Genomic DNA, 23,621 nt, shown 5'->3' on the forward strand with positions numbered 1-23,621 from the left:
GAAAGATCACTTATTAACAAGGAAGGATATTTTCTTTTAATTCCTCAAACCAGCCTTCAGCAAAAGTCACTGGGTCCATCGTTTCGCAAGCATCAATTTCGAAAAAAGGGATAAACGGCGTTGCCATTAATTCGCCCATTAATTTATCAAATTGCTTACCGGCACCACAAAAGCTATCAACGTAACTTGAGTCTCCCATACCTACGACTGCATATTTAGATTCAGATAGATTAGGAAAACTATCACGCATTTCGTCAAAAAGGCTTATCAAATTATCAGGAATATCACCCATGCCTGTTGTAGACGTAATAATAACCCAATGAGTGGGGGTAAAATCTAACACTGCTTGCAACGGTGTTTCGTCAAATAGTTGCACTTTAATACCCGCTTTTTTTAATTGCTCTTCAGTGTGTTCTGCTAATTCAATTGCCGCTCCAAAAACAGAGCCCACTAATATTGCTACTTTATTCATTCTAAATTCCACTATTTTCAATTGCTGCTATGTTCAACATTTGTTTATAAGTACTGTCCAATGGACAATGTATATCTAAAATTTCCCCAGTAAAAGGATGAGGTAATTGTATTCGTTCTGCATGTAAGCCTAATCTAGCTTCCGAGAATTGCAGCTTAAAGTAGTGGTTATACTTATTATCGCCATAATTCACATCATATATTATAGGATGCCTAATGTGTGCTAAGTGTCTTCTGATTTGATGTTTTCGGCCTTCAGTTGGAAATAGCCGGACTAAACTAAATCGAGATTCTGGATATCTATTTATTTCAACGGGGATTGAAGAAGTCGCCAGTCTTTCAAATCGAGTGAAAGCCGATTTTGCAGTTGGTTCTATCGAAGCTTGTTTATCTGCAATTTTATCGAGCTTTTCAACTAAGGGATAATCGATTTCGCCGTTTTCCGGTGTAAAACCTCTACAAAGCGCTAAATACTGCTTTTTCATTAATCGCGCTTCAATTGATTGACAAATAATTCGAGCGGTGTCTGACGAAAGCCCCATCACCAAAATACCCGATGTAGGCCTATCAAGCCGATGCACAGGATAAACATATTGGCCAATCTGATCACGCACCGTTTGTAGTGCAAATTCCGTTTCATGTTTATCAATTAACGAACGATGAACTAATAAACCCGATGGCTTATTAACGATCACTAAGTGTTCATCTTGATACAATATATCTAACATACCGCTTTTACCTGACCTATTTATCGCTTGAATTTAAATGACTAAACAACTGATCGATTTTGGCAATGGTTTGCCTAATAGCATAATCACAATCGCCCTCAACTTTATAAGCTTCATCTGCCATCGGTAACAACTGCAGTGTTGAAGGTAATGGCTGATTAGCATTAATCATATTTTGCATTTTTTCGATAAATACAAATTGCAACCATTGGCTAAACGTTAAGGTATCGATACAAAAAGGCAATTGGCTCTGCATTGCCTGTTGATTTGGGCGTTCTATTTGCCAAGCACCGGCTTGAAGCATCGACTTTTCTAACTGTAATAAAAGTGTTTGCAACTTATGACTTAATTCATCCGTCATTTATTTAACTCCCACGTGAGTTATGCGTATAATGCATTTATGTTACTAGATTTAAGAACCGTATTTTGCAAGAAAACATTGAAACATTATATCAGCTATTAAAAATCGCTAATTGCGACTTCATGGTTTTAGATACCGGGCGCATCATACAAGAAATAGATAAAAAATCATTTATCTCGTTCGAAGATTTAAAATCACCTTACCCTTATCCTATTCAACAATACGCTAAATTCGCTTTAATTTATTGGACTAAAGAAAACCAAAAAAATCCTTATATCTGGTTTTTAAACTTACCATTAGATGAAGAAAGTCGATTGAATACGGGGGCACGAAATCATTTTGTTTCCATCATTAAGGAAGCATTAGGCGCGAGTTTCTCATCGGGGGATTCACAACAAGAAATACCTGATAATCCTTATATAAAAACGCCTGATGAAAAAAAAATAGCCGTTATAAATGCAAAATTAAAGCATAAATTTAAACAGCCTGTATCAAACGACTATTTGAAATGTTCAAGTTACTTTGTGCAACCAGATGCGACCAGTTGGCAAGCCATTAGTGTCCAAGGGATGGCTGATTTTATAACGGATTTATCGAACCCCGTTAATCAACGAAACTTTGATCAGGTATTTTTTGATTTACCCGCACCTTTACATAAAGAACTTGCTTCACTCTTGGAACATAATGTTATTTCAAAAGCATTAGCTAACCGTTTATGTAAATCGTTACGACAACAGCACTTTTCTGATATTCATATTGTTGCGATGTGGTTACGTTTACTTTCAAGCCACAGCAATACCCAAATGGTGCGAGAGTTAGTTATTGATTTATTGCCAACACCAGCGGGGCAATCTGCGGATGTTTTAGTGGTACTAACCGCTCGTTGCTGGCCAGCATTTGAACAAGATGCAACGTTAGTTGCTTATTTAGAACATATTGCGCAATTAGAAAGCTTAACCTTGTTTAGTTCAATATTTGCGGATTTGGTAGCACTACCCAGCTTACGCAATAATATTTTTAAATTACTCTCAAGTAGCGACGTTTTACCCCATACGCGTAAAGCCTTAGATTTGATGATCAAAAAACAACAAGGTAAATAAGTCTATGATCATAATGGATGTACTGGTTCTCACACTCATCATTGCGGTTGTATTACAATTTTGGCAATTACGTAAACAAGCTGAGATCGCAAATAAGATTGCCCAACAGTACTGCGAAAAAAATGATCTGCAATATATTGCATGTGCACGCATTAAAACTAAACTCATTTTCTTTAAGCGCCAGTTTGCTAATTGGCATTCAGTTTATTTGTTTGAATTTAGTGGCAATGGGGAAGATAAAAATCAAGGTGAAATAACCTTAGAAGACTGCCGACTTTTGGATATAACAACCGAAGTTTATCGCGTAAATTAATTAATATGGATTTTCACTATGTGGTTTAAAAACGCCCTTTTTTATCAATTCAGTAAACCTTTCGATTTAGACCAAATCGAATTAGAAGATCAATTACAAAACTTTTTATTTAAACCTTGTGGTACAACTGAGATCCAATCTTATGGTTGGACACCGTCATTAGCACCTAACACCGCAGGTTTAGTGCATCAAGCAGGCGACTATTTCTTAATCAACCTAAAAAAACAAGAGAAAGTATTACCTGCTGCCGTTATACGTGAATTGCTCGATGAAAAATGTAAAGCAATCGAACAAGCTGAAAGTCGTAAAGTAAAAGGTAAAGAAAAGCAGAATATTAAAGAAGAACTTATTCACAGTTTATTGCCACAAGCTTTTGTAAAATCGTCTTTTACCCGTGCATTAATTGCTAAAAAAGCGGGATATATCATTGTCGAAAGCTCAAGTTCAAGCAAAGCAGAAGAACTATTAGCCTACTTGCGCAAAACATTAGGTTCATTACCGGTTATACCACTTGAAATTGAGTCACCAGTTATGGTTGAACTCAATGATTGGGTTAAAGGTAAGGAACCACAGCATGTGACTTTAGGGACTGAAGCTGAATTCAAAGACTTTGCTGAAGATGAAGGCACGGTAAGAACGAAGAATATTGCTTTAGACTCTGATGATATTCAAAACCACCTTGAATCAGGGAAATTTGTGACTAAATTGGCCATTGATTGGGATGAAACATTAAGCTGTATCTTGCAAGAAGATCTCGCCATAAAACGAATTAAATTCAGTGACGAACTTAAATCGCAAAATGATGATATTCAAAATGAAGATCATTTAGCAAAACTCGATGCTGACTTTATTTTAATGTCTGCGGAGTTAACGCGATTTGTTGAGTATATCGCTGATTTATTTGGCAAAAAACCAGAGTAATACCAATTCATATAAATAAGTGATCTCTCAGAATGCATCCATCGGTTTTTGAACAAGGCGTCGGTGTACAGGAATGGTTGTTCCCTTTCAAATACCGATAACGCAGATCAAAAGCCGCTGGGGCATTCCTTTCAGGCGAGCTTCAAATGCGCTTACTCTGTGTTGATCGACCTCAAAAGAGCACCACTATTCTTTCATTTAAGCGCATTTAAACGCTCGCTGAGTGGGCACTTATTATTACGGATTGGTATAACATCTATTCTGTCGCACAAACTAAAAAAGGCGCTTGTTAGCGCCTTTTTTAGTTTAGCGGTAAATCGATTATTTAAGAAAAAATAGATTTAGCGGCATTATATGCTTCTAAAAACTCTTCGCTTTCTAAAAATTCAACTGAAGGGATCACACCTTTATCAACGTATCGATCATAAAAGTCTTCTTTATCTTCATCAATGGGTAATACATCACAATAGACGGCGGCGATCCTAACAAAATCTAAGTAAGCGACTGCGTCTGGTTGTACGCGTAGATCATTCCAACGCTCTGCAATCACAATGAAATCTTCACTGAAATCCCATGCGCGCATAATGTTACCACCAATGCGCCCCGCTAAACGGGCTATTGCGCCTTCTAAAAATTCAGGCTTAGCAAACACTTCTTCATGACGCTCGGCTTCAGTTAATATCGGTAAAACACCAATATTATGCACTAACGTTGCAAGTGTGATTGTATCTAAGTTCAATGATGTATGTTTATTCGTTTGCAAATAAACTTTGATGGTGGCCATGGCGACAGAAGCGACTTCTATCGATAGTTTCCACACTTTATCTAGCATGGCTTTAACTAAATCGTTTTTAGAAACGAATAGTTGTTCCATTGCCAATGCGGTTGCTATATTTTTGATTTGTCTTAAACCGATACGAGTGACCGCCTGATTTAAGGTTTCAACTTTTATAGAACGACCAATATAGGCGCTGTTTGCAATTTTGAGCATACGAGCCGACAAGGCCGGATCATGTGCAATGACATCGGCCATTTGCGATAAATTTACGTCTGGATTATCCGCAGCTTCGCGAACGCGAACAGCAATTTCAGGAAGCGTAGGTAATACTAACGAATCGTTTTTAATTTTTTCTGCCAATATGGTTAGCAAAGCGTTTTCTGTAGACATAAATTCCTTTACCTATGAGTAGTGTTGCTGGAAGAACTTTTTTATTGATATATTTTACTTTAGCTCGGGTTAAATATTTGGCAACTAAAAATGCTAATAAACTGATTTAAAAGCTTAATTTTTAAGCTTTTTTGATAAAAATATTGATTTAAAATAACAACTGACTATTTTATGAGCAATTATATTCAGATTAAGCCAAACACAAAAAAGACATTTATTGTAAAAAAACCGTATTGTCATGGAAAACAATACGGTTTAAAACTTAAATAATCACCTGTTCTGTCAGTCTATTAATCGTTCCAGTGTTTCTCTATTATCGCTTTTAACTTAGGATAGTTTTCATCCGTTTCATTATAAACTTGTCGTTGTCGTTTTAACTCTTTTTTAAGCTCAACAATCGTACTCGCATATTGGGGATCGTTATAAACATTTACGAGCTCTTGCGGGTCATGGCGCAAATCATATAATTCCCAGGCAACCGGCGTATTGATATTATTGTTATGCAAACCTGTTTTATTGACCCATTTCCTATCATAAAATTTTTCTTGTGGCTCTACAAAACCTGCGCCGTAAAACATAATTAGTTTATATTCTTTTGTTCGTAAGCCAAAATGAGCAGGAACATCATGGTACATTCGGTGAGTCCAATATCGATAATACGTTGCGGTACGCCAATCGTCTGGCTGTTCACCTTTTAATGCTGAACGAAAACTTCTTCCATGCATATCGTCAGGTATTTCAGCATCAACTAAATCTAAAATAAACGGGGCAAAATCAGTGTTGTTAATTAATAAGTCACTGGTATTGGCTGCATTTTTTACTCTCGGATCATGCACGACGAATGGCATGTGAATAGATTCTTCATACATCCAGCGTTTATCTTGATAATCATGCTCTCCTAACATCATGCCTTGATCAGAGGTATATACAATTATGGTGTTCTCATATTCCCCCATATCTTTTAATGTTTGAATTAAACGGGCGACATTATCATCTACACCTTTTACACAGCGTAAATACGCTTTAAGAAATTTTTGATATGATTTTTTTGTAAATTCAGTATGTGATAAGTTTTCATCTACGCCTAAATCTAGGCCTAAACTGCGGCGATTATGGCGCTGCGATATAGATGTACCAATATCTTTCATGAGTTCATCATTTTTACCACGAGTCGCAATAGAGCCATGTGTATTAGCAACTTGATATAAATCGGCCGGTTCAGGAATTTCAACATCCGCTAAATAAGATTCATATCGAGGTGCATATTCAAAATAATCGTGCGGCGCTTTGAATTGGTGCATCAGGAAAAAAGGTTTATCTTTTTTGCGGTTTTTTAACCATTCAATGCTTAAATCCGTGATCACATCCGAAGAATGTCCTTTATAGGTCGCTTCATTTTGTGGCCAAGGTTTAGTTCCTTGTGTTCTAAACACGGGATCAAAATACTTACCTTGTAACTCTAAAACTTCATAATAATCAAAAGCACCGGGTTCTTTTTTTAGGTGCCATTTACCAATCACGGCGGTCTCATAACCTTCGTCATTTAACAATAATGGTAATGTTTGTTGCTCAGTACTTAACGAACCTTTCAAATCGAGTACGCCATTAGTTTGACTGTATTGACCCGTTAAAATACTCGCCCGACTTGGTGTGCAAATAGAATTGGTAACAAATACATTTTCAAATCGAGTGCCCTCATTCGCTAATGCATCTAGGTTTGGCGTTGGGTTAAGCTTGGCTAACCGACCGCCATATGCGCCAAAAGCGTGGGCAGCATGATCATCCGTCATAATATAAAGCACGTTCATTTTTTTATTTGTTTTTGCTGTTATGTCAGTCGTACTCTCATTTTGCTTTGTAACCAAACTGCAAGCCGTTAAACTCGCAGCAGCGAGCAATAACCCGACTTTAATTAACCTATGTTTAATCATTTAAATACACAACCAAGTTTAAATTTAACAATATAATTTTAAATGCAAACAGATTAAATTAAAAGCACTTAAGTTGTAAAGTAATTGTTCTTTTAATTTATATTAATAATCCATTAAAGATTCGTGCATCCATGCACTCAGCCAACCAACAACGATTAAGACTTTATGCTCCTGCAAAGTCACCTTACCCCACCTCCCTGTGGGGCAAAGACTTTATGCTCCTGCAAAGTCACCTTACCCAACCTCCCTGCCCCCTGTGGGGCATAGATAAATACGCTCGAACGTCGTGGTTAAAACGCCTCAGCTTAAAATGATCATGCATTAACGCTACTTACCTTTATAAAGAACCTTTATTGAAGGCCTTTACTGGAAAGCCCTGATTAAGCGTACTAATTAAGACTGATTACGACTAATCATCAGTCTACATTCAGAGCCCAACCCGCATTTTAAGCAGACCTATGCCTGTAAACAGATAAAAGCTAATGCTTAAATTCACGTTTGTCATGCACTTCACTTTATGCCAAACACAACAAGTTAGATATAAAACAATAAATTGGTATACAAAACACTTACTGTTAACATGAAATTAACATTGTATGTGAATAATAAAATCTAAATATAAATACAACATCTTAAACAGAGGTCATATGTCTACATTTTTCAAAAGAAGCAAATGCACACACATTATTGCGACGGCATTAGCCACACTTAGCTTTAATAGTATCGCAGCAGAAACAACCATCACGATAGACCCAAATACACAAAAATATATCGGTGATAACTCTGAACTAAACCGTGCCAAATTTTTTAATTTACACTCTACACCAACGAGCTCTGAATACACGCCGGCCGATCTGCAACTCATAACAGAAGAGCTTAATGCCGGTTTTGGCCGTTCATTTTGGAGCCCAATCTCTGCAAGTGGCAATACCCTATATCCAACAACCGAATACGCACAAACCAATGGCGCAGTGAACATTGAAAACTTAAAAGCCAACCCACTCTTCCCGTATATTGATAATCGATTAATTGTTACTGATCACCCCTATAACGTTATGCGTGAAGGTAATAACCCAATCGAGGGTGCACGTTGGGCCGCTGACTATTTTGAACATTATTATGACGATGCAACACGCCCACTGTTTTATGAGCCAATGAATGAACCCTTTGTGCATGCGCAAGATTTTGTAGATGGGCCTTGGGATCCGGCTCAAAATTTAATCGTACAAGATCAAATGACGGAATGGTTTAAAGAAATTGGCAGTGAATTTGATCGTCGAAACATCAACACCAAAATTATTGGTTACTCATCTGCTTGGCCTTCAATGGAACTCGATGATTTTGACCATTGGAATACACGCCAAAAGCGTTTTATGGATGTAGCCGGTGAATATATGGATGCGTTTTCGTTTCATTTATACGATGGCGTCAATGTGACAGGTCAAGATAATATTCGTTCAGGCAGCAACGCCGAAGCCATTATGGATTTAATAGAAACTTACAGTCATTATAAATGGGACACCGTTAAGCCACATGCGCTTTCTGAATATGGCGGCATTATTGATGGCTACGAAGGTGTTGATTACAGCCCAGAGCGAAGCTCACAAGAACTTCGTGCACTCAACCACCTGCTCTTTAGTGCGCTAGCACGTGAAGATAGATTATTAACCTCAATACCTTTTATAACCGGTAAAGCAACGTGGTTTTACGAGGCCAATAACTTCCAACCTTATTCAGCCGCCATGTTTAGACCAGATCCGGATAAAATTATCGGTAATAAAGTCAATGGATTTTTACTCACTGAAAAAGCGAAATTCTTCCAACTGTGGTCTGAAGTTAAAGGCAATCGTATTGCTATCAATGAGCAAGATCCCGACCTAGCGGCTCAAGCATTTGCTTACGGACCTAAAGTTTATGTCGCATTAAACAACTTAGAAGACGATACAAAATCAATTGCACTTAACTTTATTAACGATTTAACCCAGGTTGAACAGGTTAGAATTAAGCGCTTAAACATCCCTTATGGCGAAGCCGCCATTTACACCGATGAAACAGCCAACAACGCACCTAATGAACTGATTTTAGCCGCTCACGAAACCGTGATAGTTGAATACAAATTTGCACAAGCCTTTAAACAAAATAGTATTGTGCGTACACAAAGCTATTACGCAGATGAACATTTACAACCCATCACCGCCGATACCGAGATTGTTTTTAATATTAATGATGTCGATTTGAACATTAATGAAGCCTCATTTGCCGACTTTATGGAAAAGCAGTTTATCGTTAACGAAGCGGCGGCATTAGCGGTTAAACCAAAACACTACGCAAAATTACAAGAAAAGTTAATCAAATTAGATGCGCGTTTTGCTAACATTAAAGCCAAGCACCCAGATGATTGGCAAACCAGTAAACGCTTAAGCAAACTGGTTGCTCGCACACAGTTAAATACACAAGCAGCACGTGCGCTTAATTTACACTACCATTTAAACGGCAAAAGCAGTGATAACAACACAGCCATGTTAAGAATGGGGATTGGTCGTAAACATGAAAAATCAAAAGCACCTGCCTTATTAGTGAATGGTAACCCTGTAACAGTACCAAACGATTGGGCAGGTTATGACCAAGCCGCACGCAGCGACTTCTTTGGTTCTATTGAAATTCCGGTTCCCGCAGAATATTTACAAACTAACAATGTTGTATCGGTGACCTTCCCTGATTCAGACGGTCGTGTTAGTTCAATGATATTAGAAGTCGAAACACCTGAATCCATGCAATCTGTCGCCGTTTCGGGTATCTCACTAAACCAGTCAGATTGGCAAATTAACAAAGATAAACCAAGACGTATTGTCGCTAACGTGGCGCCATTAAACGCTACTCAAAAATTTGTTACCTGGCAGTCAAGTGATACCAATATTGCCACTATTGATAACGATGGAATGGTAACCCCAATTCAACCGGGTTTTTTCACTATTACAGCAACAACACTTGATGGTGGTTTTACCGCAACGACACACGTTGAAGTATTAGATCAATTATCAATCAATAATACCGTCACCATTATTGAAGATACCAGTGATGAAATAGCAAGTGATACTTACACCATTAGAGTCGCTTATTCATCGGATGTTGAACGTGACATTGGAATTGAAATGCGATCACCCACCAACCAATGGCTAGGCGCGACTAAAACCACAGTGCCGGCGGGTGAAGGCGAAGTCGATTTAGTTTTAACATTTGCAGAGCCTCTTGCAGCGGGCACGGGTTATAAATGGATCACAGGCCTTAGAACAGTAGAGGGTGATTGGCGCACTAATGTTGATTCTCATACACTTAGTGGCATTGTCATTCACCCTGAAGATTGGCAGTACACTGATGATTCAATCGTCAATATCATTGCAGATACCCATGCTTTATTAGTTCAACCGTCTTATAAAATTACAGTGCAATATACAGCCGTTGTCGAAAGTGATATCACATTTGATTTATCGCATACCACTGGTTGGAAAGGCGGTACACGCACAACGGTTCAACCCGGTACCGGTGAAGTCGACTTAACGGTTTGGCCGACAGAAGCGTTGACACCTGATGTGGGTTATCGCTTTTTAGTTTCGATACGAGAAGTGGGTGGCAATTGGCAAACTGATTACGCAAATGCCATTATTGATAATATTGAAATTTTAGCGCAAGCGCCTGAACAAGAGCCAGACTCAAACTTAATTTCTAACTTGGATCCAAGTTTCGAAACAGGCACACTCACACCTTGGGCAACGGCATGGGATATCGCAGGCACAGCAACCGTAACTAACGATGCCGCATTTGAAGGTGATTATGGTCTCAGTATTGATACAACATCAGGTAAAGTGGGTATTGTGTTAGACCAAAATACCTTACCACAAGACCTGTACCAACTGGGTAAACGGATCAAAATATCATTTGATGCTAAGCGCGACACAACGGGTGCATGGGTTGGTGGTTTTGCTCAATTCTGGAACAATTCAGGTGCTTGGGTTGGTTCAGCACAACAATGGTTTGAAATAAAATCGGATTGGACACGCATTGAATTTGAAATAGATGGCGAAGATTTCACTGCCGGTGGTACTCACCTTCAATTTAACTTTAATGCAGCCGGACATGTATTCTCGGTTGATAATTTCAAAATAGAAGATGTAACACCGTAAATAGACTCAAGTCACTTCAATATGCTCGTTCGTCTTGAAGTGACTGGATTATAAATATTTAAAACCACAATGAAAAAGCGCTTAATTTACATTAAGCGCTTTTTTATGCTTTTGAATTAAAAGACTAAATTACGGGTTTATTTTTGCTGGCGGGTATTGTTCTGTTAACCGAGCGTAATACTGCCTTGCTTCATCAGCGAGTGTAAAATTAATCGTTCTTTTATCTGGCTCACCTTTATACGAATCAGGAAACACACCATAACCGGCTAATAAAGCATGCCAAGATGTCGAACCATAGTATTGATCAAGGTTTAATATGGCGAGCTCTTCACGTAAATCTTGACCATTAAACCAAACACCTAATAAATGCGCTAACTCAGTGGAAATATCTTTTAACTGAGCCCCGTTTTGCCAATATGCCGATTGATCTTTGGAGTTCATAATATAATGTAAAACAATATAATCACGCACGCGCTCAAAACCATAATTCGTTAATTCATTAAAATGGTCGCGTTGTTCTTCTTGTTCAAGGTTAGGGTTAAAATCATACACATCTAAAAACCGCTCAATCGAATCTTGCACTAAATGTAATGCGGTGGCTTCTAGCGGCTCAATAAACCCTTGCGACAAACCAATAGCCAAACAATTATTCTGCCAGTGTTTGTCTAATCGCCCTACCCGCATTTTTAGGTGTTTAACCTCGGTGTCGTCCGTTAACTTTAAAGATTGCCTTAATTCTTGTTCGGCACTCTCTGAACTTTGATAGGTTGAACTATAAACATAACCATTTCCATTTCTTGACTGCAGCGGAATTTGCCACCGCCAACCACAGCTCATCGCCGTAGACACCGTTTGCGGCGTATAAGACGCTGCATTGTGTGAATGAGGCGTCGATACCGCAACGGCTGAATCATTAAATAAATTGTTGGCAAAACTGATAAAGGGCACATTTAAACTTTTTTGGATCAATAAGCTTGAAAACCCGGTGCAATCGACAAACAAATCAGCCGATAGTTCTTGTTGAGTATCTGTGAACACCGATTTAATATCGCCATTTGTCTGTTGCTTTATATCAATAATTTTGGCGGAACAGTAATTAACCTGCAATTGTGTTTGTGCATGCTGTTTTAAATATTGCCCTAATAAAGCAGAATCAAAATGATAAGCATAAATGTTATGATGCGGGTTATCGTATGCATTGATACCCTCTGAATCAGAAGCACTTTTATTAAACTTGATTGGCAGTTTTTGCTGTTTAGCCAAAGCGGCCATCATATAAAAATCGTCCGGCTGCACGTCAACATCATACCCTTGTCGTTTAAGCCACGTATTATGTTCAAATTTACGATTATAAGCAGAGTCAGCGTCACTATTAAATGGATGGAAATAAGACGAAAAACCGGGCCGAGAAGACCAATTAACAAATTTAATGCCACACTTATAAGTCGCATTGCAAGCTGGCATCCAATCAGATTCTTTAATACCTAACTGTTTAAAAAAAGAGCGCAAATAGGGTGTAGACCCTTCTCCAACACCAATGGTTGCAATATCGGGTGCTTCAATCACGGTAATTTCTACATTTAATTTTTGCCATTTATGTGCAAATAAATTAGCAGTCATCCAAGCTGCCGTACCACCACCCACTATAACGACTTTTTTTTGTTGCATTTATACACCTACGTAAGTTAACCAATCGCGCGTTGTAAGCAAGCGAAGTAAGCAAGCGAAGTAACATTGCTCAAGGGCTCCGTGCCTGTGGGTTTTAAATTCCCATTGAATCCTGCATCTTGAAGTTATATATAGCTAAATCATCGATAATACTTATAAATAATTTAGGTATATACACTTAAATTTAACATGTTGTTAGCGGGTAAACAAAAAAACCGCCCACAAATGTGGGCGGCAAAAGGTAGGCAAAACCTACTAAGTTAAATACATCAATAAATAAATCTATTGAGGTACTGGGAACACCTTAATATTATCTATTAAGAATGTGTGCCCGGCTGGGACGTTGATTACGAAACGAGTCGCAACGTCATCCCATTTAAACATTGGATCAGTATTTAATGCACCCTGTACATCGGTTCCATCTGATCCCGTGTTTAAATGTAGTGCGTAGGTATTCCATGCAGTGGCACTTAGCTCTGCATAGGTTAACTTACGCGTAAAGTGATTACCGCCTTCTTCTTCAACGGCAACGTTTAAAGGTATGGCTGGTTTAACCCAAGTTGGCGTTTTAAGATCAAACTGAGCTATGTAACGTAAGCCTTTTTTAAATGCCCCTTGTGTAAAATGACTAGAGTCTAAATACAGTTTTGATGCCGTCGCGCCACCCACCACTTTTAGGCCATATTGAACGTCATCAGTACCTTGCACACGATTAGCTTCTTCTTCAACAGTGAGTGTGGCATCACCTTCTACTTGCCAACCACTCGCTTGACCATTCGAAAATGCACCTTCCGAAATTAAATCACGCGCTTTTAGATAGGTGTATTTAACCAATGAAAAATCATCCATTACGCCTTTATTAGATAAAAAGGTGATATCAAACTTAGAATCTTTCGTAAAAAAGTCAGGAGTTTCAATCACTGTACTCGTATGCTCTACCCAATCGGTTGAACCTGTACTTTTTGTGGTGAACTGCAAAGCAATATCGTTTTGATCCCACACACCTTCTTTATTAAAGATAGTACGAATGGTACTCCATGCACCGGCTTGCTTAGCAAAAAAGTTAAAATACCAAGTGCTCTTATTATCTAATAAACCTTGTTTTATACCGTCTAAATTTAATCGGGTATACATGTTGGTATCGGTGCTTAATAAACCTTGACTGCCGGTATGGGCAGCACTTGCATCAATCGATAAAACATTCGTTGCATTAGCGTTGTTTGCTGTACTCCATTGCCAACTAAATGGACCATCCGCTAACGATTTAAGCTCAACACTTGGATCACTATTATCGGCAGCCGCTAATAAATTAGCTTGTCCGCCGGTAACCGTTATCGCAAACTCGCGCTCAAGTGATTCAAGCTCACCATCCGATACGTTATAAGTGAAACTGATCACTTTAGTATCACCGGCTTTTAAATTAGCAACAAAGTAAGGGTCTAACTTAATAACGCCATTAGTAAAAACAGCACTGGTATCTAACCCATAAAAATCATCATCCGATCGCACTAAATTTACCACTTTCATGGCATCACCTTCAGGATCGGTCACTCCTTCTAAAAGACTAAACACTTGTGGATAATCAGTTGTGCTAACATCTTTACTTATTTTAGCATCGGTGAAAAACGGTTCATTTTTCAAGTTAGCGCCATGAATGGTAAATTCAAACGTACGAGGTACTTCGTTTTCACCATCAGTTACGATGTAGTTAAACGTCAGTACTTTTGTTTCACCTTTACTCAGCACATCTGCGTATGTGCTAGGGTCAATAATAATGTCATATTTAACTTTACCCACACCTTCTCGAGACGCTTCATCAATCGTATAGGTACCCGGTAAAATACCTGCAGGCTCAGTAAAACCAATAACGTTTAATGCTTCGATGGTATAATGGTCATTATCATACTTATTTCTTAAATCACCTTCTTGCTGCTCCATCTCACCAACAGCATATTTATCGGCATCAAATAACCCTTGAATCAAGTTGACTTTAATCTTAGGTGATTTTTCTGAAGCTGAAGCAATAGGCGCATCAATGTTAATTTTTGTTACACCATCATTGTCTTTGTAAATGGGTTCACCATATTCATTCAAATTGATAAACTCAGGGGCGTTATCGCTACCATTGACGGTAATTTTAAGGCGACGATTAAGTTCAGTTTCACCATCAGTCACGGTATAAATTAAACCTAACTCAGCTGTTTGACCGGTTATTAAGATAGGCGAAAATTCACTTGGGGTTACACGAACCACACTTTGCCCTAAATCAAAACCATAAATGGGTGTATCAACAACCGGTAGGTTTTGCAATTTTCGGATCTCTTGCTCTTGTTCCCAAACCGTATTAACACCCACTAAACCCAGCTCTTCTAAAAACGGCGTACAGATATCGGCATATTCAATGGCCGTTTTCACTGTTTCACCACAATCAGGGCCAGACCACATAAATTTCATGTTTTTAACAATCAATCGATCATTAAAATCAGCATCACTGATCCCCGTTAGCAGATCGATATCCATATAGTTTATTTTTTCGCCACCTTTAGGGTTATCAAATAACTTATCCGTTTCAGAAAAGTTATATTCCCATTCGAGTTGGCCTTCAACGCTTGCATTTATAAAGGCCGTGCTATAGGCGGTTTCTAATGCACTTGTATCTAATACAGGTGCACTATTATTACTTGTAGCCGTGTTATCATCACTGCCACAAGCACTTAGAAGACCTGCGATAACCGGCACTAAAATATTTTTGTATTTAAATTTCATTTTTTTCATTCCTTACCTTAAAAGTTAACGCGTAAACCAAGACGGAAAATACGGCCCGTTTTATAAAGCTCTTGAGTTCGGCTTGTTGTGACATCACCGTCAAGCGCATTACCTTCATCAAAGTCTTTACCTATAACTTCACCTGCATCATTTAATTGCGTTTCGCCTAAATCTAATGTGCGGCTGGTGTAATAGTTACGTGTAACCTCATCAGTCAAGTTAATCACTTGTAATGAAGCCGAAATGTTGTCATTAATTTTGTAGTTAGCCGATAAATCAAATGTGCCACTACCTTCGCGCCATTTGGCACCTTCGCTCCATGAGCGATTCATTAATTCATCTGATTTTCCACGGTAAGCTAAACGCACTTGATGGCCATTTTGTTCCCAATAAACGGTTGCGTTATAGCTATGTTTAGGAGTCCAAGCACTTGGAAATTCAGGTAATTCTAATGTAGGAATAATTGACGAGTATTCTTTATCGGTTTTACTTTCTTGGTAGGTATAATTAATGGTTGAACCTAAACCGCTTAAAAATCCAGGTAAAAAGTCATAACTTTGTGCATATTGTAATTCAATACCCGTGATGGTTGCGCCTTTACCATTTCGCACTTTTGATGCTTTAAAAAGCGCACAATGGTCAAGCATATCGTCTGAATACCACCAGTCTTTTGTCACATCACTTATATTACCGCGTTTTGGCATACACGCACCAAAGCCGGTTCCCGTTTCATCATTAGCAATAAAATCGCGAATTTGTTCTTCAGTTTTAATCAAATTAGCTAAATCGTATCCATCTTCTAAATTGATGGTTCTTAAATCATCAGTGAAAACAATTTGCTCTTCACTTTCTTCAAAGTTAGTCATTGATTTTCTGAACAATGCCGCAGACATCATACTGCTGTCGTTAAAGTACCATTCAACCGATAAATCTAAGTTTTGAGATTCTTGTGGTAATAATTTAGGGTTATTCAATCTGAGTGAAGAACCACGAGGTGTAGTCGGATCGCCCCAATAACCTTCTTTTAACTTAAAGCCCGGCTTAAGTGAATCGATATTCGGACGTGACATGGTTTTTGAAACCGCAAAACGTGTGATTAAATCATCAGATACTTGATAGTTTAAATTCAAGCTCGGTAAATACATATCGTAGGTATTTGTACCTACCGTTGAAAATGTACGTAAATGATCATCTCGTACCGCCGCTGGGTCATCGGTAAATACATTACGGTTTAATGTACTGATATCTTGATGACGTGCATTCCACCATGCCCCATTCTCGCCGGAGTTTTTAGTGGTTCTTTCGTCATAACAAGGATAACCAGCCGGATCCATTTCAATACGCGTGTCATCTGTGTAGTCGTCAGGCGTACCATTACGATCCCATGCTGTACCATCAATTCGATTTTCAGCACGATTATCATTCGGTGCGAATGTATCTTTATTAGTACATTCAGCTAAATTTAAATTACGCAACTGGCGCCACATAAACGGGTCAAAAATACGATCAAGTGGATCAGCCGTAAATTCAGCGCCCGAATTACCATACGTGGTTAAATCGGTTTTAACATAGCGTACGCCAACATCACCGGTTAATCTTTCGATTGGATTAAAACTAAATTTGATATAAGCCGCAGAATTTTCAAGTTCAGCTCTTCGTGTCGCAGAGTCGTCAACAAATAATTCGGCATCTTCGTTACCATAGGCCAACGCTAATAATTTTTGTTCTGATAATAAATCCCAACCGTCAGTCGCATTATTGCGCGAAATGCCGATATCAGACATGAAGTCATCATATGGGAATGCTTCATCTGACAAAAAGTTATCAGCCGGTACACTGTTGATATTTTCACCCGCAATAATGGCTTTTAAACCAATGGGTGAACCTTCAGAATCGTATTTAGTAATTTGGATAGGTTGCTTGGTATTACGGAATTGTTTGTTTTGATCATCAACATACTTTTCACGTTCAGAGTATTTAACACCAAACTCAATTTTAGTAATGCCGACAAAATCAACATCCCAATCAAAATCAATAAAGGCTGTTTTTTGGGTATCTTCAACTTGGCGCTCAACTAAGTTCATCCAGTTGATGGTTTGAGAATTCATATCATCTGGGTTAAAAGCAGAACGACCAATATTATCGTAAGGATTATCAGGATTATTTAAACTAACAAAGCCATCACCAAAAATCATTTCACACGGCCCTGCTGAACAATCAAATCCCACAGGTTGAATGCCGGTATGCGGTGTGCCATATGCATCGGCTCTTGCTTTTACTTGGTTATGCACGCCATTACCATTAAGCAAACTCATATTAACCGTACCGCCATTCAAAGGCTCAAGCACGGTATCAGAGATATTAAGGCCAACATCAACTTTAAAATCATCAGTGATGTATTGGGTAATGCCTAAATTAGCCACTTTATTCGTTGTAATGTTGCCACCATTCGTGCGTGACATGCCGCCATCACCAAAGCGGTGCAGTGATTTTATGATGGTATTAGTATCGGTATCAACTACCCACCAATCAACTTGTGGATCAGAGTAAGTTGGGTAATTATCTTCATTTGAATCCGCTCTTTCTGAGTTTAACACCCCTTCTTCATAATTAAATAAACTAGGACGGAAGCGAGTTTTAATACCATGTTTTGTATCCGTCACTTCTTGACGGCTATAGGTTAAATCTAACGTTATATTGGTGCTATCGGTTGGTAATACTTGAAATGAAAGTGTGCCACCGTGACGGTCACGATCATTTTCAAACAAAGAATATTCAAGTGCAGAGGGGGTAATAGCACGAGTGTTGTTGATGATATTGCCATCTAAGTCACGTGCTACGGTAACATCGCGTGCTTCAAATTTGTCAACAAACATTTGGTCTCGACGTACCGAATTGGTTTCGTTATAACCCGTAAATAACACACCGAAACGGTCATCCCAGAATTTACGTGAGATCGTACCGGCGATTTTATAATTAGCATTTTCAGAGAAATCGCTATAACGCCCTTGCAAAGTTAAACTGGTAATATCATTTTTAACATCTAAAGGTTTAGTTGTGTTAAGTAAAATGGTTGCACCTAAAGAACCTTCATCATGGTCGGCACTCGGCGTTTTGACAACGTTGATGTGTGATAAAACATCAGAAGAAAAAGCACTTAAATCAACCGATTGATTAAAATCAGTACTGGTTAATTGCACACCATTTAAACTAATCATGTTTTGATCTGGATTAGCACCTCGAACCGTTATTTTAGTTCCTTCACCGTCACTCGATTGAACTGAAACACCCGTTACACGTGATAATGCATCAGCGATGTTTTGATCAGTCGATTTACCGATATCTTCAGCAAAAATTGAATCCGTTACGTTGCCTGAATTTCTTTTTTCAAACATTGATTTTAAAACACTGCCTTTAAAACCAATAACTTCAATGGTTTCAGTTTCATCAGTTGCAGATTGATTTTGTGCCGCTTCTTCAGCCGCATATGCATTTAAACCTGACGATAAAATAGCCAGTGTTAACGCACTTAATTTATAATAATTATTTCTTGTATAAGACATGCATCTATATCCCCAAATATTTTTAGATAAACGCTTTTTATTTTTTAACATTTATTAAACCTTTAAAAGCAAGATAACTGTACATTGTTAACAATAAACCTTTAAGAGATTAGTCATTAAAAGTAACACCAAAAACAAATATCGTAAAGTTCATATTTGACACATAAAATTTAAATGAGATGATAGATTAAATTAAAACCTTAAAATACAACAAGATAAATAATAAAAATAAATAAAAAAACAATAAATCAGAGTATATGTAATTTGACACATTTAAATACGACATATATCGCAATGTAAAAATAAGATAAAAACAGGTTTTATTATTTCAATTTGTTATATAAAAATTAAATAAGTTAACAGTTAGTAACAAGAGAGCTGTATTTTTATACTCAGCAAAGCCTTATAACGATTTATATATAAGTACCTTGTATAATTATTTTATATACAATTTTTCACTTTTACATGTACATTTTTATTGAAATCAGATTAGGTTTAGCTCTATACTGGAATCATTAACCCGTTAACAAAAAGCTAATAATGATGACTAGATTTAAAAATACCCTGTTAACAAGTTCGATCTTAGTTGCGCTTAGCGCCAACTTGGTTGCTTGTAATGATAAAGATGAAAGTACAACGCTAAATACAGCTAAAAAAGAAGCAACCGCCTTATCACCCGCTGCCAAGCTAGCCGAAATCAAATCGGTTGCGAATCAAGGTCCATATAAAGCAAGCTTCAAATCGTTTGAACAATATGAAATTCCAGCTTGGTATCAAGATGCTAAATTCGGTATTTTTATTCACTGGGGTGTGTATTCCGTCCCTGCCTTTAATGGTGAATGGTACCCACGTAAAATGTACAACCCTGAAAATGCTGAATACAATCACCATAAAGAGAATTTTGGTGATCAAACTGAATTTGGCTACAAAGATTTTATTCCACAATTTAAAGCCGAAAAATTTGATGCCGACGAATGGTTAAAAATCATAGCGGATTCAGGTGCAAAATATATTGTGCCAGTGGCTGAACATCACGATGGTTTTTCTATGTATGACAACTCATACACACGTTGGGATTCTGTTGAAATGGGCCCCAAGCGTGACATTATTCAAGAATTAAAAGACGCGACTGAAAAAACGGATATTCACTTTGGTTTATCAAGCCATCGTGCTGAAAACTGGTGGTTCTTCGACGCAGGTCGCACGACGCCTTCAGATGTTCAAAACGATGAGTATCGCGATTTATACGGTCCAGCCGTTAGTCGTGAAACGTCTGAACAAGGCCTAACACCGCCAAGTAAAGAATTTATGGATGACTGGTTATTACGGACGGTTGAGATCGTAGATAAATACGAACCTGAATTAATTTGGTTTGACTGGTGGATGGCATCAGAACCTTTCCATGCTCACGTAGAACAATTTACCGCTTATTATTACAACAAAGGGGTAAACTGGAAAAACATGCCGGCGTTAAACTATAAAGAACATCATGATATGCGTTCTTTCTTACCCGGTTCAGCTGTACTGGATATTGAACGTGGGGGTATGACCGATATTCACCCGCACTTCTGGCAAACAGATACTTCCGTATCTAAATCATCATGGGGTTACGTAACAAATCACAAATATCGTGATGCTAATTCGTTAGTTGATGATATGATCGATATCATCTCTAAAAACGGTTCATTATTATTAAATATTGGTCCTAAGCCAGACGGTACAATTCCTCAAGAAGAGATCACATTACTCGCTGAGATTGGTGACTGGTTAAAACTAAATGGTGAAGCGATTTATAATACTCGCCCTTGGGCAGTTTATGGTGAAGGTGAAACGTTTGTACCAGACGGTAAACACGGTAATGACGCTGAAAAAAATCGTAAAGATTTCAACAGCTCAGATGTCCGTTTTACTAAAAATGGTGACACATTATATGCAACAATTTTAGCTTGGCCTGGTAGTAATAAAAAAATGACGATTAGGTCTATCAACGCTGAATTATATAAAGAAAAAATAACAAGTGTAACCATGATTGGCCACAACGAACCATTAGCCTTTAAACAAACAGCTCAAGGTTTAGAAGTAACGCTACCAGCTAGTTCGCCTTCTAAACATGCACAAGTGTTAAAAATACAAAGCCAGTAAATTTGACACGAATTAAAGTCAACTTATAGTCAAAGCGATCAGGTTTTAGTGGCAGGTTTCTAGTTCCAGACGAAACCGAAGTACTTACATCCATGTAAGCAAAGCCGTCAAGCTTCGAGACCCCATGAGCATATGCTCTATTATGTGATTGGGGCCGCCTAAATGGATTTAGGTGTTAGAACGACGCAGGAGCCAAAGTCGAGAGTAAGCGCTGACAATGAACCATAAAACCTGAGCGAGAAGACTATATAAAAAAAAGCCAGCGGGTAGACATACCAGCTGGCTTTTTTATTTGTTTTATCAAAACATTAATTTATTAATGCTATTAGATCTCTAATCATACTCACAATCGTGATCTAATACTTTTAACACCCCTACTCTTTAGCTATAATCCGCGCCTTAACTAGCAGTGAGGTTATAAATGCAAACCACAGCCATCAAATCAAAAGAACACTATAATTTTAATAAACTCGAAAAACGTATTCGCCGTGATACAGGCAAAGCGCTTGCTGATTTCAGTATGATAGAAGACGGCGATACGGTTATGGTTTGTTTGTCTGGTGGGAAAGACAGTTACACCTTGCTCGAAGTGCTTATGTTTATGCAAAAAAGAGCGCCTATTAGCTTTAAAATAATTGCCGTTAACTTAGATCAAAAGCAACCGGGGTTTCCTGAGCATGTATTACCTGAATATCTATCAGAACTCGGTGTGGAATATTTAATTGTCAATGAAGATACCTACAGCATTGTTAAAGATAAAATACCCGAAGGCAAAACAACCTGTTCATTATGTTCAAGGTTACGCCGTGGCATTTTATATCGAACAGCGACTGAATTAGGGGCAACTAAAATTGCTTTAGGCCATCATCGTGATGACATTTTAGAAACCTTATTTTTAAACATGTTTTATGGTGGCAAGTTAAAAAGCATGCCGCCTAAGTTGGTAACCGATAGTGGTGAGCATATTGTGATCCGCCCTTTAGCCTATTGCCGCGAAAAAGATATTGAAAAATATGCACAAGCAAAAGGTTACCCTATTATTCCTTGTAACCTTTGTGGTTCTCAAGAGAATTTGCAACGCCAAAATATCAAACAAATGCTACAAGGTTGGGATAAGCAATTTCCTGGGCGTATTGAAACCATGTATAAATCAATGCAAAACATTGTGCCATCACATATGGCGGATACACATTTATTCGACTTTAAAGGTTTGGTCGCAACGGGGACCCCTTTTGAAGAGGGTGACACTGCATTTGATGCCCCAGATGTACCTAAAAGCCCAGCATTTATAGATGAAGATGATCAGGCTGAAAAAAACGCTCAGCAAGTGAATATTATTAATATTTAGTTTGTTAAAATGGCTATATAACCGTGTTAAGTGGTTAAATACATCAGCGCTAATCTTATACATTTTTGGCTTAGCGCTACATTAAAATATTAACAAGCCCAGTCACTGGCTTTGATATAGTCTTCTCGCTCAGGTTTTATGGTTCATTGTCAGCGCTTACTCGCCCCAATCACATAGTAGAGCATATGCTCATGGGGTCTCGAAGCTTGACTGCTTTGCTTACATGGATGTAAGTACTTAGGTTTCGTCTGGAACTAGAAACCTGCCCCTAAAACCCGATCGCTGTGACTATATATACGCCATTTACAACTTATTTTTAAACATCAATTTCGCCCGAACACGACCGATTCTAACGTCACTTATTTTTTCATAATCGGCTGATTCAAAAAAGTGCTGGTATTTGTCAACCGTTACGAGCACACCAACGCCTTTAGTTGAGCCCTGCTCATCAATTAGAGTATCAATGGCATTTAATAAATAATGACCAATACCTAAATGTTGGTGATTGGGTTGAACGGCAATAAAGGCCATTAAGTGATAATTTTGGTGAGGTATGGCCGTTCTTACAGCCTCTTCTTTTTCTATCATATTTTTAGTTGATACATAACCTGTGGTCAGCATCATTTTTAAACGCCAATGCCAAAATCGCTCTGCACCAAAATCAGATTGAGGATCGATTAGACAAGCCACGCCGACGAGTAGATTTGCGTCATCAAATACACCAATCATCGGTTGTTTTTTTTCCCAAAAAATAGCGAGTTCTTCCCTTATTGCTGCTCTTAATCGTTGTTCATAACCACTAGAATGCACATCAAAGCAATCTAAAAAGAAGGGGTCATCGTGATAAGCTTGATATAAAATAGAATTTGCTACATTCATATCTTCTGCAGTTAGATAGACGGCTCTTAAATTTTCAGCAACTTCACTACTCATGGTTTCTGTCATTTATTCTTCCCTATT

At 38.1% G+C, this 23,621-nt stretch carries 15 protein-coding genes; 6 read left to right on the forward strand and 9 right to left on the reverse strand.

The window, feature by feature from the left end; all coding sequences use genetic code 11:
* Positions 1-13 precede the first annotated feature (13 nt).
* From DPX34_RS05095 to DPX34_RS05105, 3 genes are read right to left on the reverse strand one after another with little or no spacing between them, the layout of a single operon-like run.
* The gene (locus tag DPX34_RS05095) at positions 14-472 is read right to left on the reverse strand and encodes a flavodoxin domain-containing protein (protein ID WP_111977331.1); all 459 of its coding nucleotides are present in this window, start codon (positions 470-472) and stop codon (positions 14-16) included.
* Position 473: 1 nt separating this feature from the next.
* Positions 474-1,199, reverse strand: coding sequence for a tRNA pseudouridine(65) synthase TruC (gene truC, locus DPX34_RS05100; protein ID WP_111977332.1), 726 nt, complete (start codon positions 1,197-1,199; stop codon positions 474-476).
* Between the two features lie 16 nt (positions 1,200-1,215).
* Entirely contained in the window at positions 1,216-1,560 is a 345-nt protein-coding gene (locus DPX34_RS05105) for a YqcC family protein (protein ID WP_111977333.1), read from the reverse strand.
* Positions 1,561-1,625: 65 nt separating this feature from the next.
* Between DPX34_RS05105 and DPX34_RS05110 the strand changes: the two genes are divergently transcribed.
* The 3 genes from DPX34_RS05110 to rdgC are packed head-to-tail and all read left to right on the forward strand — an operon-like array spanning position 1,626 to position 3,894.
* A complete protein-coding gene (locus DPX34_RS05110) occupies positions 1,626-2,660 on the forward strand; it encodes a DUF3549 family protein (protein WP_157964624.1) in 1,035 nt (344 codons plus the stop codon).
* Positions 2,661-2,664: 4 nt separating this feature from the next.
* The gene (locus tag DPX34_RS05115; RefSeq protein WP_111977335.1) at positions 2,665-2,973 is read left to right on the forward strand and encodes a DUF3301 domain-containing protein; all 309 of its coding nucleotides are present in this window, start codon (positions 2,665-2,667) and stop codon (positions 2,971-2,973) included.
* An 18-nt stretch (positions 2,974-2,991) separates the two neighbouring features.
* Positions 2,992-3,894, forward strand: a complete 903-nt coding sequence (gene rdgC / locus DPX34_RS05120) for a recombination-associated protein RdgC (protein ID WP_111977336.1) — start codon at positions 2,992-2,994, stop codon at positions 3,892-3,894.
* A 325-nt stretch (positions 3,895-4,219) separates the two neighbouring features.
* On the opposite strand, the gene DPX34_RS05130 is transcribed toward rdgC, so the two are convergent.
* Both DPX34_RS05130 and DPX34_RS05135 read right to left on the reverse strand, forming a co-directional pair.
* Positions 4,220-5,062, reverse strand: coding sequence for an HDOD domain-containing protein (locus DPX34_RS05130; RefSeq protein ID WP_111977337.1), 843 nt, complete (start codon positions 5,060-5,062; stop codon positions 4,220-4,222).
* Positions 5,063-5,352: 290 nt separating this feature from the next.
* Complete coding sequence (locus DPX34_RS05135) at positions 5,353-6,993, reverse strand: sulfatase family protein (RefSeq protein WP_232824662.1); 1,641 nt, start codon at positions 6,991-6,993, stop codon at positions 5,353-5,355.
* 647 nt (positions 6,994-7,640) lie between these two features.
* Here DPX34_RS05135 and DPX34_RS05140 point away from each other — a divergent pair.
* A complete protein-coding gene (locus tag DPX34_RS05140; protein ID WP_111977338.1) occupies positions 7,641-11,174 on the forward strand; it encodes an Ig-like domain-containing protein in 3,534 nt (1,177 codons plus the stop codon).
* A 129-nt stretch (positions 11,175-11,303) separates the two neighbouring features.
* Here the strand turns inward: DPX34_RS05140 and DPX34_RS05145 are convergent, their stop codons facing one another.
* The 3 genes from DPX34_RS05145 to DPX34_RS05155 form a co-directional block, all read right to left on the reverse strand.
* Positions 11,304-12,842, reverse strand: coding sequence for a tryptophan halogenase family protein (locus DPX34_RS05145; RefSeq protein WP_111977339.1), 1,539 nt, complete (start codon positions 12,840-12,842; stop codon positions 11,304-11,306).
* Positions 12,843-13,124: 282 nt separating this feature from the next.
* Complete coding sequence (locus DPX34_RS05150; RefSeq protein ID WP_111977340.1) at positions 13,125-15,617, reverse strand: hypothetical protein; 2,493 nt, start codon at positions 15,615-15,617, stop codon at positions 13,125-13,127.
* 8 nt (positions 15,618-15,625) lie between these two features.
* Positions 15,626-19,171: a TonB-dependent receptor gene (locus DPX34_RS05155; protein ID WP_111977486.1), complete on the reverse strand. Its 3,546-nt coding sequence runs from the start codon at positions 19,169-19,171 to the stop codon at positions 15,626-15,628.
* Positions 19,172-19,711: 540 nt separating this feature from the next.
* Between DPX34_RS05155 and DPX34_RS05160 the strand changes: the two genes are divergently transcribed.
* Together DPX34_RS05160 and ttcA are read left to right on the forward strand one after the other, a co-directional pair.
* Positions 19,712-21,313 carry an alpha-L-fucosidase gene (locus DPX34_RS05160; protein ID WP_232824663.1) on the forward strand — a complete coding sequence of 534 codons (1,602 nt, stop codon included), beginning with the start codon at positions 19,712-19,714 and terminating at the stop codon, positions 21,311-21,313.
* Positions 21,314-21,734: 421 nt separating this feature from the next.
* Positions 21,735-22,661 (forward strand): tRNA 2-thiocytidine(32) synthetase TtcA, encoded by a 927-nt coding sequence (ttcA, locus tag DPX34_RS05165; protein ID WP_111977342.1) that lies wholly within the window; start codon positions 21,735-21,737, stop codon positions 22,659-22,661.
* A 303-nt stretch (positions 22,662-22,964) separates the two neighbouring features.
* On the opposite strand, the gene DPX34_RS05170 is transcribed toward ttcA, so the two are convergent.
* On the reverse strand, positions 22,965-23,606 hold the full coding sequence (locus DPX34_RS05170) for a GNAT family N-acetyltransferase (RefSeq protein WP_111977343.1): 642 nt from the start codon (positions 23,604-23,606) through the stop codon (positions 22,965-22,967).
* Between the last annotated feature and the right edge of the window lie 15 nt (positions 23,607-23,621).

This window comes from Algibacillus agarilyticus, assembly GCF_003286125.1.
GTDB classification, from domain to species: Bacteria; Pseudomonadota; Gammaproteobacteria; order Enterobacterales; family Alteromonadaceae; genus Algibacillus; species Algibacillus agarilyticus.